A 17,232-nucleotide genomic window follows, 5' to 3' on the forward strand; every position below is an offset into this window, starting at 1 on the left:
ACACCGCGCGTACGAGAAGGGCCCCGGCCACAGCGGCCGGGGCCCTTCTCGTGTCCGTGCCGAGCGGCTACAGCTTCTCGACCGGTGCGTACCGCATCAGCAGCCGCTTGGGCTTCTCGTCGCCGAAGTCGATCGTCGCCTGCGCGTCCGCGCCCGCGCCGGTCACCGCCATGACCGTGCCCAGGCCGAACTGGTCGTGCGTGACGCGGTCGCCGACCTGGAGCGTGACCACCGGCTTCTCGGTCGTCCGGCGGGTCGCGAAGCCCGACGGGCCGGAGCGGGCCCGGGACGAGGAGAGCGAGGACGTGATCCCGGCGGTCGGCCCGGCCGGCTTGGACATCGGGCCGGTCCGCTTCCACTCCAGGTACGTCGCCGGGATCTCCTCCAGGAACCGGGAGGCCGGGTTGTACGAGGGCTGGCCCCAGGCGCTGCGCATGGCCGAGCGGGTCAGGTAGAGCCGCTCGCGGGCGCGCGTGATGCCCACGTACGCCAGCCGGCGCTCCTCCTCCAGCTCCTTGGTCTGGCCGAGCGCCCGCATGTGCGGGAAGACGCCGTCCTCCATGCCGGTGAGGAAGACCACCGGGAACTCCAGGCCCTTGGCGGTGTGCAGCGTCATCAGCGTGATGACGCCGGAGCCGTCCTCGTCCTCGTCGGGGATCTGGTCGGAGTCGGCGACGAGCGCGACCTTCTCCAGGAACTCGGCGAGCGTGCCGGCCCCTTCCTCCTCCCCACGCTCCTGCTCGAACTCCAGGGCCACCGCCGCGAGTTCCTGCAGGTTCTCGATCCGGGTCTCGTCCTGCGGGTCGGTGGAGGCCTGGAGCTCGGCGAGGTAGCCGGTCCGCTCCAGGACGGCCTCCAGGACGACGGCCGGTCCGGCGCCGGACTCGACGACCGTCCGCAGCTCCTCCATGAGCGTGTTGAACCGCTTGACGGCGTTCGCCGACCGCGCGGCCATGCCGTACGCCTCGTCGACCCGCTTGAGGGCCTGCGGGAAGGTGATCTTCTCGCGCAGCGAGAGGGCGTCGATCATCGCCTCGGCGCGCTCGCCGATGCCCCGCTTGGGCACGTTGAGGATGCGGCGCAGCGGGACGTTGTCCTCGGGGTTGGCGAGGACGCGCAGGTAGGCCAGGACGTCCCGGACCTCCTTGCGCTCGTAGAAGCGCACGCCGCCGACGACCTTGTACGGCAGGCCGACGCGGATGAAGATCTCCTCGAAGACACGGGACTGCGCGTTGGTCCGGTAGAAGACTGCGACGTCGCCCGCCTTCGCGTCGCCCGCGTCGGTGAGCCGGTCGATCTCGTCGGCGACGAACTGCGCCTCGTCGTGCTCGGTGTCCGCGACGTAGCCGGTGATCTGCGCGCCCGCGCCCGCGTTGGTCCACAGGTTCTTGGGGCGGCGGGACTCGTTGCGCTCGATGACCGCGTTGGCGGCGGAGAGGATCGTCTGCGTCGAGCGGTAGTTCTGCTCCAGCAGGATCGTCGTCGCGTCCGGGTAGTCCTCCTCGAACTGGAGGATGTTGCGGATCGTCGCGCCGCGGAAGGCGTAGATCGACTGGTCCGCGTCACCGACGACGCACAGCTCGGCCGGTGCCAGGTCCTCGTACCCCTCGCCGACCAGCTCGCGCACCAGCGTGTACTGGGCGTGGTTGGTGTCCTGGTACTCGTCGACGAGGACGTGGCGGAAGCGGCGGCGGTAGTGCTCGGCGACGTCCGGGAACGCCTGGAGCAGGTGGACCGTCGTCATGATGATGTCGTCGAAGTCCAGCGCGTTGGCCTCGCGCAGCCGCGCCTGGTACATCCGGTACGCCTCGGCGAGGGTCTTCTCGAAGCCGTCGGCGGCCTGGTCGGCGAAGGTCTCCTCGTCGATCAGCTCGTTCTTGAGGTTCGAGATCTTGGCCGTGAAGGACTTCGGCGGGAACTTCTTCGGGTCCAGGTCCAGGTCGCGGCAGACCAGTGCCATCAGGCGCTTGGAGTCGGCGGCGTCGTAGATCGAGAACGAGGACGTGAAGCCGAGCTTCTTGCTCTCGCGGCGCAGGATGCGCACGCACGCGCTGTGGAACGTCATGACCCACATCGCGTTGGCGCGCGGGCCGACGAGCTGCTCGACGCGCTCCTTCATCTCGCCGGCGGCCTTGTTGGTGAAGGTGATCGCCAGTATCTGGCCGGGATGGACGTGCCGGGTGGCCAGGAGGTGGGCGATGCGGTGGGTGAGCACCCTCGTCTTGCCGGAGCCGGCGCCCGCGACGATGAGCAGCGGGGAGCCGGTGTGGACGACGGCGGCGCGCTGCTGCTCGTTCAGCCCGTCGAGGAGCGCGGCGGCGTCCACGACCGGGCGCGGGGCGCCGTCGCGGTAATGGGCGTCGCGGGCCGCGGGCACGTCGAAGTGGTCCCCGAAGAGGTCGTGCGGGACCTCCTCCTGAACCGGGGCGCCGTGCTCGTGGTCCTCGGGCGGGGGCGGGGGCTCCTCCGAGGAGTGGTTCTGGAGGCTCGCCAGGAAGCTGTCGTCAAAGAGGCTGCTCATCGCTCAACGAGTCTAGGCCGCCGCACCGACAACCCGCCCCGCCTTCCGGCAGGGAGCGGGGACCAGCACGTCACCGGCGACATACGGAGGGTGACAGTCCGCATCAGGTCACGAAAATGTATCGGACATAACGCCCGGCAACCTTCCCAGGGGCACCGGGACTTGGCTAGCGTGCACGCCCAACAGCCCGCGCCCCGCGTTTCTCCACCGGGGCTCCTCCGTTCCCCCACGGGAAGGAGATGCCGGCCTTGGCATCCCACCGCAAGCCGCGCAGCACCCGCCCGCATTCTCCGGCCGTCGGCGTCACGACGGCCGCGCTCGCGTCGGTCACCCTGCTCTCCACGCAGAGCGCCGAGGCCGCGCCCGCGGCGCCGCCGAAGCCGACGGTGGAGGAGGTGCAGAAGAAGGTCGACGACCTCTACCGGCAGGCCGGCACGGCGACGCAGGAGTACAACCGCGCCAAGGAGAGCACGGACAAGCAGCGCCGCAAGGTGCAGACGATGCTCGACGAGGCCGCGGAGCGCACCGAGTCGATCAACGAGACCCGGCGGGCGCTGGGCGCCTACGCCGCGGCCCAGTACCGGACCGGCGCGGTGAGCCCGACCGCCGCGCTGATCTTCGCGGACAGCCCGCAGGCGTACTTCGACCAGACGCAGCTGATGAACCGCATGACCGCCCGGCAGCGCGGGGCGGTCGCCGAGTACGAGGGCGAGCGGGCCGCGGCGGCGAAGCAGCGCGCCGAGGCGACGAAGAGCCTGGCGACGCTCACCGAGTCGCAGAAGGCCCTGCAGAAGAGCAAGAAGGCGGTCCAGGACAAGCTGGCCGAGGCCCGGGGCCTGCTGTCGCGGCTGACCGCCGAGGAGAAGGCCCGGCTCGCCGAGCTGGAGCGCAAGCGCGCCGCCGAGGCCCGCCGCAAGGCCGAGGAGCAGGCCCGCGCGGAGGCCGCGGAGGCCGAGCGGCTCCGCCAGGAGCAGGCCGCGCGGGAGCGGCAGCAGGAGACGCAGCAGCCGACGACGCCCACCCCGGAGCCGCCGACGAGCGGCGGCGACACGTACGCGGCGAAGGCGGCGAAGGTCCTGGACTTCGCCCGCGCGCAGATCGGCAAGCCCTACGTGTGGGGCGCCACCGGCCCCAGCTCGTACGACTGCTCCGGCCTGACCCAGGCCGCCTGGAAGGCGGCCGGCGTGGACCTGCCGCGCACCACCTGGGACCAGGTGAAGGTGGGCACCCGGGTCGCCACGGGCGACCTGCTCCCCGGCGACCTGGTCTTCTTCTACGACGACATCAGCCACGTCGGCATCTACATCGGCGGCGGCAAGATGATCCACGCCCCGAAGCCGGGCGCGTTCGTCCGCGAGGAGTCGATCTACTACATGCCGATCTACGGCAGCGTCCGCCCGGCGTAGCGGCCGATCCCGGCCGGGTGGGGCGGGTCAAGGTCCCGGCCGGATCAGGTCCAGAGCGTCGCGATGCTGCACCTTCCCGGGGACAACCCCCGGACCCCCGGCCGAATCACGTCCAGAGCGTCGCGATGCTGCACCTTCCCGGGGACAACCCCCGGACCCCCGGCCGAATCACGTCCAGAGCGTCGCGATGCTGCACCTTCCCGGGGACAACCCCCGGACCCCCGGCCGAATCACGTCCAGAGCGTCGCGATGAAGATGTTGGCGGTCGTGAGGGCGCCGACCGCGATGAAGGGGCCCTTGTCCACGGACTCCTCGTCGCGCTTGACGTAGACCAGGCCGAGGACGGCGACCAGGATCGCCAGCTTGATGATGATCTTCAGGTTGTTGACCGGCTGGTCGTCGGCCTGGTTCAGGCCGACCAGGATCACACCGGTGACCAGCATGGTCAGCGCGCCGTGCAGCATGCCCGGGACGAAGCGCGCCGTTCCCGCGCCCATCGCCTTCATCTGGGTGAGGAACCCGCCCAGCAGGGAGGCGATGCCGATGATGTGCAGGGCCACGAAGACATTGATGAGTACGTCCATGGCCCGGAGCCTATCCGGGCATTTGCGCGGCCCGTACGGCACCCGGAACGTTCCCGAACGGTCCCGTGCCGACATCCGCAACCAATAGCGGTCATCTCCCCGTTCGTCCGTGTCCCCCAGGTTTAGCGTCCATCGCAGCCGGGAGCCGAGCAGCGAACTCCCCCGCAGGGAAAGGATGTGACCCGCCCTCGTGGCAGCACACCGAAAGCCCAAGCAGCGCCCCCTCGGCGGCTCCGCCGCCCGCACCGCCGCCACGCTGGCCCTCGCCGGCGCGGCGACCGCGACCGCCTTCGAGGGCGCGGGGCACGCCGACCCCCGCCTCACGCCCGCCCAGGTCAAGGCGAAGGTGGACCGGCTGTACCGGGAGGCCGAGGAGGCCACGGAGCGGTACAACGGCGCGAAGGAGAGGGCCGACGAGGCCCGTACGGCGCTCGACGGCCTGCGCGACGAGTCCGCCCGGCGGACCGCCCGGCTCAACGAGGCGCGTACGGCGCTCGGTTCCGCCGCCACCGCGCAGTACCGCTCCGGCGGGCTCGACCCGGCTGTGCAGCTCGCGCTCACCTCGGACCCGGACCAGTACCTGGAGCGGGCCGCGCTCGCCGACCGGGCCGGCGAGCGGCAGGCCGTCACCATCGCGTCGGTACGGCGCGAACTCGCCGAGATCGGACGACTGCGCGCCGAGTCGACGGGGAAGCTGGCGGACCTCAGGAGCAGCGAGGCCGCGCTGAAGCGCCACAAGACGACGGTGCAGGACAAGCTCGCCGACGCGCGGGCCCTGCTGGCCCGCCTCACCGCAGAGCAGCGCCGGGCGTACGAGGCGCAGGGCGCCGGGCGCCAGGACGGGGCGGCCCCGGCCGGGACGCGGGCCGACCGCGCACAGGCCCGCGGCCCGGTGAGCGCGCCCAACCCGCGGGCGGCGCAGGCCGTGGCGTTCGCGTACGGGGCGATCGGCAAGCCGTACGTGTGGGGTGCGACGGGGCCGAACGCGTACGACTGCTCGGGGCTGACGCAGGCCGCCTGGCGCTCCGCGGGCGTCTCGCTGCCGCGCACCACGTACACGCAGATCAACGCCGGGCAGCGGGTCTCGCGCTCCGAACTGGCCCCGGGCGACCTGGTGTTCTTCTACTCGGGCATCAGCCACGTCGGGCTCTACATCGGCGGCGGACAGATGATCCACGCGCCCCGGCCGGGCGCGCCGGTGCGGATCGCGCCGATCGACGAGATGCCGTTCGCCGGGGCGACCCGGGTGGGCTGAGGGCCGGCCCGAACGGGGACCACGGGGCTACGGGGATTGACATGGATAGCGGCACTCTCCACTATGGATAGTGCCGCTAGCCAATAAGCGCGACGCCGGAAGAGGTACGTGTCATGCCCACGCTCCCCTGGACCACCCCGAACCCGCCCAGCCCCAGCACCACCCACGCGTACGTGATGGCCTCGCGCTTCGAGGTCCGCTCGCTGAAGGACGTACCGCGGTTCTTCCTCAAGTCCCTGGCCGCCTGGCGCCAGGTCCGCACCGCGCCCGGAGCCCTCGGCGCCTCGCTGGTCGCGCGACCGCTGCGGCGCACCTTCCTGACCCTCTCGGCCTGGGAGGACCGCGACGCCCTCTACGCGTACGCGCGCGCCGAGCCGCACCGGAGCATCATGACCGGGCTCCGCTCCACCATGCGCGACTCGACGTTCACCTTCTGGGAGGCGCCCGTCGAGCAGCTCCCGATCAGCTGGGACGACGCCCACCGCCGCCTCGACGCGGCGCAGACGTCGAGCTGACGCGGCTTCGGGCCCGACGGCGTCAGACCAGCCGGCGCGCCGTCGCCCAGCGGGTCAGCTCGTGCCGGTTGGAGAGCTGGAGCTTGCGCAGCACCGCCGAGACGTGCGACTCGACCGTCTTCACCGAGATGAAGAGCTGCTTGGCGATCTCCTTGTACGCGTAGCCGCGGGCGATCAGCCGCAGCACCTCGCGCTCCCGCTGGGTCAGCCGGTCCAGGTCCTCGTCCACCGGCGGCGCGTCCGTCGACGCGAACGCGTCCAGGACGAAGCCGGCGAGCCGCGGCGAGAACACCGCGTCGCCCTCCTGCACCCGGAAGACCGAGGCGACCAGGTCCGTCCCGGTGATCGTCTTGGTCACATAGCCGCGGGCGCCCCCGCGGATCACGCCGATCACGTCCTCGGCCGCGTCCGACACGGACAGCGCGAGGAAGCGGACCGGGTTCTCGGCCGCCCCCATCAGGTTCGCGCAGCGCCGCAGCACCTCGACCCCGCCGCCGCCGGGCAGGTGCACGTCGAGCAGCACCACCTCCGGGCGGGTCGCGGTGATCACCGTGACCGCCTGGTCGACGTCGGCGGCCTCGCCGACCACCTCGACGCCCGTCTCCTCGGTCCGCCCGATCTCGGCCTGCACGCCGGCCCGGAACATCCGGTGGTCGTCGACCAGCACGACCCGTACGCGACGCGCCTGAGAGCCCGCGTCCCCGCCCGCGCCCCCGGTGGTCTCCTCGGTCATCCGTCCGCCCTCTCCATCTCGAGTTCCACTTCGGTGCCGTCCCCCGGCGCCGACTTCAGCCGGGCGGTGCCGCCGTTGCGCTGCATCCTGCCGATGATCGACTCCCGGACGCCCATCCGGTCGCCGGGCACCGCGTCCAGGTCGAAGCCCGGCCCCCGGTCCCGTACGGACACGAACACCCGCCGGCCCTCGACCTCCGCGTAGACCTGGACGGCCCCGCCCTCGCCACCGTACTTCGCGGCGTTCACCATGGCCTCGCGCGCGGCCTGCATCTGGGCCACGAGCCCGTCGTCGAGCGGGCAGTCGCCGACCACCACGACCTCCAGCGGCACGCCGTGCTTGTCCTCCACCTCGGCCGCCGCCTTCTTCACCGCCTCGGCGAGCGTGTCCGGTGTCTCGTCCTCGTCCTTGCCGGTGCCCTCGGGCTTGTACAGCCAGTTCCGCAGCTCCCGCTCCTGCGCGCGGGCCAGCCTGCGCACCTCCCCCGGATCCTCCGCGTTCCGCTGGATCAGGGTGAGGGTGTGCAGCACGGAGTCGTGGACGTGGGCGGCCACCTCGGCACGCTCCTGGGCGCGGATGCGCATCGTCCGCTCCTCGGAGAGGTCCTGCGACATCCTGATCAGCCAGGGTCCGGCGAGCAGCGCGATGCCGCCGAGGACCGCGATGGCGGCGGTGACCGCGGTGCCGAGCTGCGCGGCGGAGCCGCGGACCACGACGAAGGCGGTCAGGCCGAGGCCGACCAGGCCGACCCCGGCGAGGCCGCGGGCGATCTGCAGCGTGCGCCGGCGGCGGCCCTCCTCGGTCCAGCTGGCCCGGCGGGCGTTGTCCGCCTGCCGCCAGACCAGGATGACGCCGAGCCCGATGAGCAGGGTGGGCCAGATGTAGCGGTTGGCGCTGCCGCCGAGGTCGATGTTGCTCACGAACACGGCGGCCCCGATCGCCAGCGCGATCAGCGCGAAGACCTGGCCCCGGTCCGGCTTGCGCAGCCGCCGCCGGCCGTCGGGGGCCGTCTCGAAGAGCGACCGCGGCTCGGGAGCCCGGCCACCGACGCCGAGCGGGACCACGATCCAGAACACCGCGTACAGCAGCGAGCCGAGCCCGTCGGCGAAGAACAGCGCGAGGAACACGAACCGCACCCACACGACGGGCAGTCCGAGGTGGCCGGCGAGGCCGCGCGCGACACCGCCGAGCATCCGGCCGTCGGCACTCCGGTAGAGCTTGCGCAGCGGCGGTTCGTCGGTCTCGGTCGGATGGGCGGCAACGGGCATGCCCCGATCGTCACATGCGGGCGGGGCCGTGGACATCAGGGTCGGCCCTGAGATGCACCCGGAGACGGCCGGCGGGCACGTACGGCGCGCATGTACGCGCCGGTCGTGAATATCAGGGACGTGCCAGGGTCGTCCCCGGTGCCGCGGCCGGACGCGGCCCCCCACCATGGACGCATGACACGTTCGACCACCACCGAGAAGGCCCCGCCGCCGGCCGTCGACGCCCCGCCACTGCGCCGGGCACGACGGCAGAAGGTCGTGGCCGGGGTCTGCGGCGGCCTGGCACGGCACTTCGACCTGGACCCGGTGATCTTCCGGATCGCGGTCGGCGTCCTGTCGGCGGCCGGCGGCGTCGGACTGATCTTCTACGGCTTCGCCTGGCTGGCGCTCCCCCTGGAGGGGGAGGAGGAGAACGAGGCGCGCCGGCTGCTCACCGGCCGGGTCGACGGGGCCTCGCTGACCGCCGTGATGACGGCGCTGGTCGGCAGCGGGCTCTTCCTCACCATGAGCGGCAACGGCAGCACCCTCTCCTTCGCGATGATGCTGTCGATCGCGGTGTGCGGCGCGGCCATCTGGTCCCAGCGCCGCCGCCAGGCAGGGACGGGCGAGCCGGACGGCCGGGTGCGCCGGGACGCCACGGCCGCGCAGGCCGTGGCCGACGCCGCGCCGCCGGAGACCAAGGCCCCGCCCCTCGCGGACGCGCCGTCGTGGTGGCGGGACCCGATCGTCAAGGACGGGTCGACCGGCCCGGTGCCGGTCGGCTACCTGTGGGGCCCGCTCGACGAGGACCAGGAAGCCGCCGCCGAGGCCCGTACGCCGTGGGGCGGCCCGGCCGCCGTGCCGCGCGCGGCACGCGGAGCGCGGTCCATCGGCGGCCGGGTGGTCCTCCTCGCGCTGGTCGCCGGGGGACTGGGCACCGGCCTGTCGTGGGAGGCCCAGCCCCTGGGCACGGCCGTCCAGATCGGCCTGGTCTGCGCTCTGGGCGTGCTCGGCCTGGGCATGATGCTGAGCAGCTTCCTGGGCCGTACCGGCTCCGGCACCGTCTTCGTCACACTCGTCGCCAGTGGCCTGCTCGCGGTCTCCGCCGCGCTGCCCTCCGACATCGGCACGCACTGGGTCCGCACGACGTGGCAGCCCGCGACCGTCGCCGCGGTGCAGCCGCGGTACGAGATGGGCACCGGCGTCGGCACGCTCGACCTGTCCCGTCTGGCGATCCCGGCCGGGACGACCGTCCGCACCGGCGCCGAGGGCGACGCGGGCAGGCTGAAGGTGATCGTGCCGAGGAACGTGACCGTGCACCTGGTCGCCAGGACCCGCTTCGCCGACCTGCGGATGCCCGGCGAGCGCTCCGACGACATCCGGGTGCGGGGCGACTTCACGGAACGCCGCACGCTCGCCCCGCCGGCCGGCGTGAAGCCCGGCGGCACGCTGGAACTGCGTCTGGATCTGGGATACGGACAGGTGGAGGTCGACCGTGCTGCTGCATGAGTTCCGTCCCGGCCGACTGCTCGCGGGCGCGACCGCGCTGACCCTGGCGGTGCTGTACGGCGGCGACGCCGCGGGCGCCTGGGTCACCCCCTGGTACCTGGTGTTCCCGGTGACCTGCGGCGGCCTGGCTCTCGCGGGCCTCGCGGCCCTGGTCGCCTACCGGTTGCGACGCCGTCGTTCGGCGATCAGCGCGTCCAGCGAGAACACCGACGCCCCGGCGAGCACCAGCGGCAGCCAGGCCATCAGGTAGGCGAGGTCGTTGCCGTAGTAGTACGGCTTCACCTGCCAGCTCACGGTCAGCCACAGGCTCAGCGAGATCAGCGCCCCGCCGAGGGCGGCGACCCGGGCGAACAGCCCGGCCAGGGTGCCGAGGCCGACGGCCAGCTCGCCGACGGCGATCGCGTAGCCGAACCCGCTGGGGCTCTTCAGGGCCAGGTCGACCATCGCGGGGATCGCGGCGCCGTCGCGGACGCCGCGCATCATCTCGCCGATCGAGCCGCTGCCGGTGTCGGAGAGGAACGCCGGGTCGGTGAGCTTGTCGAGCCCGGCGTAGATGAAGGTGACGCCGAGGAAGACGCGCAGCGGCAGCAGGGCGTACCGCGACGCCGTCGCCCTCCAGCCGTCGATCCCGTCGTCCGCCGTCGCCCGGTGCAGGTTCGTCATCGCCGGTCCGCCTCTCCCACGCCACTGTCCGCAGAACCGATTGTCCTCGGACCCCCTGCCAGGAGGTACGTGGGAGGGGGCCACAAGGCTCAGTCGGCGACGTCGATCGTGACCCGGTCGGTCTCCAGGCCGGCGGCGGTGACCACCGACACCTCCACCCGGCCGGGCTCCACGTCCGCCGGCAGCGGGACGGTGAGCACGCCGTCGGTCGGGTTGGCGAAGCCGCCCGGCACCGGGACCAGCGGCACGTGCGTGTGCACCGGCCCGATCCGCACGACCAGCCGAGTCAGCGCCTCGGGCCCGGCGGCGCCCGGGGGCACGAAGCCCGCGCCGCGGATCTCGATGTCGTCACCGATCCGGATCGGCGCGTCCAGGTCACCCGCCTCGCGGGCCCGGACCACCGAGAGGACCACCGGCCGGCCGCCCTCCGCGCCCTTCCCGGCGAGGTACCCGGCCGTCGACACCCCCACCAGGACGACGAGCGACCACGGGAGCTGCGGCAGCCGGGCAGGCGCGCCGGCCAGTTCGGCCGCTGCGTACACGAGGGCCACGGCGGAGACCAGGACGTACTGGACGTCGGCGAGGCAGGCCCGGCCGCCGTCGTCGCAGAGCAGGTCGGCGGCGCGCGGCCGGTCCGCGCGCACCTTCTGCAGCCGCCGCCCCAGGACCCGTACGAGCACGATCCGGCGCACGGCGACGGCGGTCACCGACACCAGCGCGAACACGGTGAGGAGGCCGGCGCCCCGGTTGAGCCCGAGGTCCACCGGCCCCGCGCCGGCGACCCGGCACAGCGCAAGCAGCAGCACGGTGTGGCCGGCGAACAACAGCCAGGCCGCCGCGACGGTACGGGAGGTGGAGAGCCGGTTGTCCTCGCCGAGCAGCGGGGCGAGGAGGCCGCCGCGGGCGCGGTGCGCGAGCGCGGCGGCGAGCAGCGCGGCGGCGGTGAGGACGGCGGCGAGCAGGGCGCAGGTCCGGGCGGTGGTCCAGCCGGCGCCGATCGCGGTGAACGCCTGGGCGAGCAGCAGCGCCACCAGTCCCCCGCCGACGCCGAGCAGGCTGGCCCGGCGGACCCGGGCGGTCCACTCCTCGCCGGCGGCGCGCCCGCGCGCGGTGACGGCGCGGGCGGACTGGGCGAGTTCGTCGGAGACCCACTGCCTGGACGCGACGGGCGAGTGGGCCAGCGCGGCGGGCACGCCGCGTCCGGCTGCCAGTTCCTCCCGGCGGGCGAGGAAGGCGGCGACGGCGCGGCGGTGTGCCTCGCGCCCGCCGTGCGCGCACGCCGTCCGGTCGGCGCACTGTTCCGCCTCCTGCAGCGCCACGGCGCACTCCCCTGCCGGTTTGGTCGATGTTCCCGGGCCGACCGTCAACTGCCGTCCGAGTACACGGAATTGTGCCGCACGGAGGGAGTCCTTCCGGTGCTCCGCGCGCCCCGCCGGAGAGTGATTGCCGCCTGATCGTATTGACGAGTCAGTCGCTCATATCCGACTTGGCTACGACAGCAGTTCGGGCTCCGCACGACTGATCCGGTTCCACAGCGGCTGATAGCTGAACCAGGCCACCAGGTCGTTGCCGGTCTGGGACCGGGAGGCGAGCGCGTCCTTGTGCCCGATGAGGACCGGCTTGCCCGCGGCCCGCGCGGCGAGCTGGATCCGGCAGGCGCGCTCCATCTGGATGAACCACCAGGCCGCCGCGTCGACGGAGCCGCCGACGGTGAGCAGTCCGTGGTTGCGCAGCACGAGCGCCTTGTACGGGCCGAGGGCGGCGGCGATCGCCGGCCCCTCGTCCTGGTCGACGGCCGCGCCGGTGAACGCGTCGAAGAGGGCGTGGTCGCGGTAGAAGTCGCAGGACTCCTGGGTGATCGGCTCGATCAGCTCGCCGAGCGCGGACAGCGCGCGGCCGTGGACGGTGTGGGCGTGGGCGACGGCGACCACCTCGGGCCGGGCGCGGTGCACGGCGGCGTGCACCCCGAAGGCCGCCTGGTTGACGCGGTGCGCGCCGTGCCGGACCCGGCCGTCCCCGTCGACGAGGAGCAGGTCGCTCGCGGTCATCTCGGCGAACGGCACGGCGAACGGGTTCACCCAGTAGCAGTCGTCGTACTCGGGGTCCCGGGCGGTGAGGTGACCGGAGACGCCGTCCTCGTATCCGAACCGTCCGAAGAGCCGGAGCGCGCCCGCGAGCCGCTGCCTGCGGTACGTCCGCTCCTCGTCGGCGGTCGCGTGGACGGGGGGCGTCGCGAAGTGGAGCCGATCCGCGGGTATGGGGGCCGGTGTCTCGCTCATGGGCGGGAAGGTAACGCCGGGCCGTCGAACTGACCAGAGAGATCACACGCCGAAAGCGGCGGAGCCGCCGCCCCTGCGCGAGGGGGCGGCGGCTCCGACGGTGGAACGCGGTGGGACTACTCCCACTCGATGGTGCCCGGCGGCTTGCTGGTCACGTCGAGGACGACGCGGTTCACGTCGGCGACCTCGTTGGTGATCCGGGTGGAGATCCGCGCGAGCACGTCGTACGGCAGGCGCGACCAGTCCGCGGTCATGGCGTCCTCGGACGACACGGGGCGCAGCACGATCGGGTGGCCGTAGGTGCGGCCGTCGCCCTGGACGCCCACGGAGCGGACGTCGGCGAGCAGCACCACCGGGCACTGCCAGATCTCGCGGTCGAGACCGGCGGCCGTCAGCTCCTCGCGGGCGATCGCGTCGGCCTCGCGGAGCAGGTCGAGGCGGTCCTTGGTGACCTCGCCGACGATGCGGATGCCGAGACCGGGGCCGGGGAACGGCTGGCGCTGGACGATCTCGTCCGGCAGGCCGAGCTCCTGGCCGACCATACGGACCTCGTCCTTGAACAGCTGGCGCAGCGGCTCGACGAGCTCGAACTCGATGTCGTCGGGGAGGCCGCCCACGTTGTGGTGGGACTTGATGTTGGCGGTGCCGGTGCCGCCGCCGGACTCGACGATGTCCGGGTAGAGCGTGCCCTGGACCAGGAACGCGACCTCGGGGCCCTCCTCCTGGAGGATCTCCAGCTGCGCCTGCTCGAACACGCGGATGAACTCGCGGCCGATGATCTTGCGCTTGGTCTCCGGGTCGGAGACGCCGGCCAGCGCGTCGAGGAAGCGCTGCTGCGCGTCGACGACCTTCAGGTTGGCGCCGGTGGCGGCCACGAAGTCCTTCTCGACCTGCTCGGTCTCGCCCTTGCGCATCAGACCGTGGTCGACGTACACGCAGGTGAGCTGCGAGCCGATGGCCTTCTGCACCAGCGCGGCGGCCACGGCCGAGTCGACGCCGCCGGAGAGACCGCAGATGGCGCGCTTGTCGCCGACCTGGGCACGGATCGCCGCGACCTGCTCCTCGATGACGTTGCCGGTGGTCCAGCTCGGCTCGATGCCGGCGCCGCGGTAGAGGAAGTGCTCCAGGATCTGCTGGCCGTGCGTGGAGTGCAGCACCTCGGGGTGGTACTGGACGCCGTACAGCTTCTTCTCGTCGTTCTCGAAGGCGGCGACCGGCACGACGTCGGTGGACGCGGTGACGGTGAAGCCCTCGGGGGCGGCGGAGCAGGCGTCGCCGTGCGACATCCACACGGACTGCTCGACCGGCGTGCCCTCGAACAGCGTCGAGCCGGCCTTGGAGACGTGCAGCGGGGTACGGCCGTACTCGCGGGCGCCCGTGTTGTCGACGGTGCCGCCGAGCGTGGTCGCCATCAGCTGGAAGCCGTAGCACATGCCGAAGACCGGGACGCCGGCCTCGAAGATCGCGCGGTCCAGCCGCGGGGCGCCCTCGGCGTACACGGAGGAGGGGCCGCCGGAGAGGATGATCGCCTTCGGGTTCTTCGCGAGCATCTCGGCCACCGGCATGGTGGACGGGACGATCTCGCTATAGACCCGCGCCTCACGGACACGGCGGGCGATGAGCTGGGCGTACTGGGCGCCGAAATCGACAACGAGGACTACGTCCGGGTTGGAGTGGGGCGCGGCAGCGGGGTGCGCTGAGGACACTACGGCGGCCTTCCGGCGGGGGTTGGGAGGGGTCTCTATTTGTCGATTCTACCGGCGCGCCGGTAGTCCCTTTCGTCTCACCATCCGAACCCGGTTGACCGGGCCGTTGCAAACGGGGCCATACTGTCCCCCATGCGCAAGCTCACGATCTTCTCCTTTACCTATGGCAACCGGCCCACCGGCTGCCATGGTCGTGCTGCTTGAGCAACTGACAAGCGACTTCCCAGGCGCCCCGGGCCGACAAGGCCCGGGGCGTTCTGCGTTTCTCCGGGCCGAACCGCTCCGGGGCCTCCCGCACCGAACCGACGAGGAGCCCCATGACCGTCCCGACCCAGACCGAGAAGACCGGCGCCCGCACGAACGAGGCGGCGGCGCTGATCGGCGACGCCCGCGAGCGCATCGACGCGCTCGACGACCGGATCATCGGACTGATCCAGGAACGGATGGCCGTCTCGGCCGTCATCCAGGAGGCCCGGATCTCCTCGGGCGGCCGCCGGGTGAACCTGGCCCGCGAGATGGAGGTCCTCGGCCACTACCGCGACGCGCTGGGCAAGCCGGGCACGGCCCTGGCGATGACGATGCTGGAGCTGTGCCGGGGCCGCATCTGACCGCCGGGCGGGCTGCCGGGGAGCACGCCGAACGACTGCCGGGGAACCGCCTGACCGGTTGCCCGTGAACGCCCGTACGGTTCCTCTCTCACCCGTACGGCGCGTGACCGGCCGCGCCGGCGGTTCGTTGGTCCCGTTGTCCGTGCCAGCCAGGGGCGGGCCAGAAGAACCCACGCGTGGCTTCGCTGGGGCGTGTGACGCACCGCAGGTGCGTCGTGGGACCGCGCCCCGGCGCTCGTGACCGGACGGCAGGGGACAGCAGCCCGGTCACCCAGAAAGGACGGTCGGTCCCGGGGACGCCCGGGGCCGACCGCATCCGCCCGTACCTGTGCCGTCTGCACCGTCCCGTACGAGTCCCCCGAGCGCCGCCTTCCCCACGGCGCCGACGCCGAGGGCCCCGCCCGCGCGACCATCGCCGCGAGCGGGGCCCTCGTTCGCCTGCCGGTCAGGTCGTCGCCGGTCAGTTCCGGCCGGCCGCCGCGCGGCGGCGGGTGACGACCACGAACCCGGCGCCGGCCGCGAGCGCGGCGGCCGCCAGGCCGGCGGCGGTCCACACCGCGGCGCCGGTCGAGGCCAGGCCGCCCTGCGCGGAGGCGTCGCCGCCGGCCGAACCGCCGGTGGTGGCGGCGTTCCCGCCCGCACCGCCGGCGGTGGCGGCGCCCGTGTCACCGCCCGGGACGCCGCCGGTGACGACACCGCCGCCGGTCGTGGCGGCAGGGGCGGTGCCGTTGAGCACGATCGCGGCGGTGTTGTCGGCCGGGTCGGGGTCGAAGGCGGGCTTCTTGCCGGCCCCGTCGGCGTGCCGGACGGTGATCTTGCCGGTCGCGTCCTCGATCACCTTCGTGACCTTCACCTCGAACGGCAGCGTGCGCTCCGCGCCGTTCTCGACGACCGGGGGGACGTCGCAGACGTAGCGGCGGTTGGCCTCCGTGGCGACGCACTGCGCGGGCACCGCCGTGACCTTGACGCCCCGCGGCATCTCGACGTCGACCTTGGCGATGCCCTCGACGCCGCGACGGCGGTCGACCCGGGCCGGGCCCTCGTTGCGGAAGCCGACCGCGAGCGTGAGCTTCTCGCCGGCCGCTGCCTTCTCGACGCTCGCGCCGCGCGCCACGAAGTCGGCCGTGCTGTCGACGTCCAGGTCCGCCGAGTACTGGTTGTTCCGCAGGTCGAGTTCCGCGGCGAGCGGGGCGACGGACTTCTTCTTCACGGTGAGCGCCGGTCCGGTGCCCTTGGTGAAGGTGCCCGCGCCGCGCTGCTCGGCCCGCTCGGCCGGGTCGTCGATGCCGATCCGGTAGGTGAAGCGCTCGTAGAGCCCGTCCGCCGCCGCCTTGAGGCTGAGCGGCTGCTCCAGGGTGTACTCCGCGCCCGGCTCGTACGGGCCGTCGAGGGTGCACAGCACCTTCTCGAAGCCCTGCCAGACCGCTTCGGGGGCCTTGCCGTACTCACAGTTGGAGTACCGCTCGGGGATCTCCAGGCCCGGCGTGCGGAACATGGTCAGCAGCGCGCCGTCGACCTTGGTGGTGCCCACGTTGGCGAACGTCACGGGGAGCGCCTGGCTCGCACCCGGCTTGAGGCCGGACTTCAGCGGCAGCTCCTTCAGCGCGAGGTCGGGGCCGCCCACGGTCACCTTGGTCGTCAGCGGCGCGAAGGTCTCCGTCGCGTGCGCGGTGACGAGCTGTCCGGTCACCTTGACGTCGGCGGTGGCGCCGACGGCGGCGCCGTCGGCCGCGGTGAGCTTCAGCCGGGCGACCTTCTCGTACCCGCCCCAGACGACGTCCCGCTCGCAGACCACCTTGGCGCCGGTGACGGTGCACGGGAAGGCGGGCGCGTTCTGGACCTCGGCGGTGGCGACTCCGGCGAGGGCGCTGAAGTCGTAGGTGATCGTGGCCTGACCGCTCTCCATGCCCTCGTCACCCCCCGTGTCCCAGTGCAGCATGATGTCCGACTCGGAGGGCTTCGGCGTGCCGCCCGGGGTCTGCGGCCAGACACTGACCTCGGCCGGGCCGAGGAGCTCGAACTCGTTCGGCTCGGCCTGCGCCGGGGTCACGGCGAGGCCGGCGGCCGTGGCGGCGAGGCCCACTGAAGCGAGGGCGGAGAACAGGCGTCTCATGCATGAACCTTTGATCAAGAAGAGATGGCGCCCCTTATGACCGTCGTGCCCCCGCGAGGGTTGTGAGTGACGCGTGTCACATGCCGATCCGCA

The 17,232-nt window shown here is 72.8% G+C and carries 15 protein-coding genes; 6 read left to right on the forward strand and 9 right to left on the reverse strand.

What is annotated here, in order from left to right; all coding sequences use genetic code 11:
• Window positions 1-67: 67 nt before the first annotated feature.
• Window positions 68-2,521, reverse strand: a complete 2,454-nt coding sequence (gene pcrA / locus R2D22_RS14755) for a DNA helicase PcrA (RefSeq protein WP_318103672.1) — start codon at window positions 2,519-2,521, stop codon at window positions 68-70.
• 239 nt (window positions 2,522-2,760) lie between these two features.
• On the opposite strand from pcrA, the gene R2D22_RS14760 reads away from it, so the two are divergent.
• Window positions 2,761-3,927 (forward strand): C40 family peptidase, encoded by a 1,167-nt coding sequence (locus tag R2D22_RS14760; protein ID WP_318103673.1) that lies wholly within the window; start codon window positions 2,761-2,763, stop codon window positions 3,925-3,927.
• 230 nt (window positions 3,928-4,157) lie between these two features.
• Here the strand turns inward: R2D22_RS14760 and R2D22_RS14765 are convergent, their stop codons facing one another.
• Window positions 4,158-4,511 (reverse strand): hypothetical protein, encoded by a 354-nt coding sequence (locus R2D22_RS14765; protein ID WP_318103675.1) that lies wholly within the window; start codon window positions 4,509-4,511, stop codon window positions 4,158-4,160.
• A gap of 190 nt (window positions 4,512-4,701) precedes the next feature.
• Between R2D22_RS14765 and R2D22_RS14770 the strand changes: the two genes are divergently transcribed.
• Entirely contained in the window at window positions 4,702-5,766 is a 1,065-nt protein-coding gene (locus tag R2D22_RS14770; protein WP_318103677.1) for a C40 family peptidase, read from the forward strand.
• 113 nt (window positions 5,767-5,879) lie between these two features.
• The gene (locus R2D22_RS14775) at window positions 5,880-6,281 is read left to right on the forward strand and encodes a DUF3291 domain-containing protein (protein ID WP_318103679.1); all 402 of its coding nucleotides are present in this window, start codon (window positions 5,880-5,882) and stop codon (window positions 6,279-6,281) included.
• Between the two features lie 22 nt (window positions 6,282-6,303).
• On the opposite strand, the gene R2D22_RS14780 is transcribed toward R2D22_RS14775, so the two are convergent.
• Together R2D22_RS14780 and R2D22_RS14785 are read right to left on the reverse strand one after the other, a co-directional pair.
• Window positions 6,304-7,014: a response regulator transcription factor gene (locus tag R2D22_RS14780; protein WP_318103680.1), complete on the reverse strand. Its 711-nt coding sequence runs from the start codon at window positions 7,012-7,014 to the stop codon at window positions 6,304-6,306.
• The gene (locus R2D22_RS14785; protein ID WP_318103682.1) at window positions 7,011-8,282 is read right to left on the reverse strand and encodes a PspC domain-containing protein; all 1,272 of its coding nucleotides are present in this window, start codon (window positions 8,280-8,282) and stop codon (window positions 7,011-7,013) included. The genes R2D22_RS14780 and R2D22_RS14785 overlap by 4 nt, the downstream gene beginning before the upstream one ends.
• 174 nt (window positions 8,283-8,456) lie before the next feature.
• Here R2D22_RS14785 and R2D22_RS14790 point away from each other — a divergent pair, with 174 nt between their 5' ends.
• Window positions 8,457-9,770: a PspC domain-containing protein gene (locus R2D22_RS14790; protein ID WP_318103683.1), complete on the forward strand. Its 1,314-nt coding sequence runs from the start codon at window positions 8,457-8,459 to the stop codon at window positions 9,768-9,770.
• Complete coding sequence (locus tag R2D22_RS14795; protein ID WP_318103685.1) at window positions 9,757-10,020, forward strand: hypothetical protein; 264 nt, start codon at window positions 9,757-9,759, stop codon at window positions 10,018-10,020. The genes R2D22_RS14790 and R2D22_RS14795 overlap by 14 nt, the downstream gene beginning before the upstream one ends.
• Here R2D22_RS14795 and R2D22_RS14800 read toward each other — a convergent pair.
• The 4 genes from R2D22_RS14800 to guaA form a co-directional block, all read right to left on the reverse strand.
• On the reverse strand, window positions 9,927-10,433 hold the full coding sequence (locus tag R2D22_RS14800; protein ID WP_318103687.1) for a DoxX family protein: 507 nt from the start codon (window positions 10,431-10,433) through the stop codon (window positions 9,927-9,929). The genes R2D22_RS14795 and R2D22_RS14800 overlap by 94 nt on opposite strands.
• A gap of 89 nt (window positions 10,434-10,522) precedes the next feature.
• Window positions 10,523-11,752 carry a hypothetical protein gene (locus tag R2D22_RS14805; protein WP_318103688.1) on the reverse strand — a complete coding sequence of 410 codons (1,230 nt, stop codon included), beginning with the start codon at window positions 11,750-11,752 and terminating at the stop codon, window positions 10,523-10,525.
• 171 nt (window positions 11,753-11,923) lie between these two features.
• On the reverse strand, window positions 11,924-12,712 hold the full coding sequence (locus R2D22_RS14810; protein ID WP_318103689.1) for a class II aldolase/adducin family protein: 789 nt from the start codon (window positions 12,710-12,712) through the stop codon (window positions 11,924-11,926).
• A 116-nt stretch (window positions 12,713-12,828) separates the two neighbouring features.
• Window positions 12,829-14,418 carry a glutamine-hydrolyzing GMP synthase gene (gene guaA / locus R2D22_RS14815; protein WP_318103691.1) on the reverse strand — a complete coding sequence of 530 codons (1,590 nt, stop codon included), beginning with the start codon at window positions 14,416-14,418 and terminating at the stop codon, window positions 12,829-12,831.
• A 317-nt stretch (window positions 14,419-14,735) separates the two neighbouring features.
• Here guaA and R2D22_RS14820 point away from each other — a divergent pair, with 317 nt between their 5' ends.
• The gene (locus tag R2D22_RS14820; protein ID WP_318103693.1) at window positions 14,736-15,026 is read left to right on the forward strand and encodes a chorismate mutase; all 291 of its coding nucleotides are present in this window, start codon (window positions 14,736-14,738) and stop codon (window positions 15,024-15,026) included.
• A 460-nt stretch (window positions 15,027-15,486) separates the two neighbouring features.
• Here R2D22_RS14820 and R2D22_RS14825 read toward each other — a convergent pair whose 3' ends face one another.
• Window positions 15,487-17,139 (reverse strand): peptidase, encoded by a 1,653-nt coding sequence (locus R2D22_RS14825; RefSeq protein WP_318103695.1) that lies wholly within the window; start codon window positions 17,137-17,139, stop codon window positions 15,487-15,489.
• Window positions 17,140-17,232 lie beyond the last annotated feature (93 nt).

The organism is Streptomyces sp. HUAS YS2 (genome assembly GCF_033343995.1).
In the GTDB taxonomy this organism is placed as follows: domain Bacteria; phylum Actinomycetota; class Actinomycetes; order Streptomycetales; family Streptomycetaceae; genus Streptomyces; species Streptomyces solicathayae.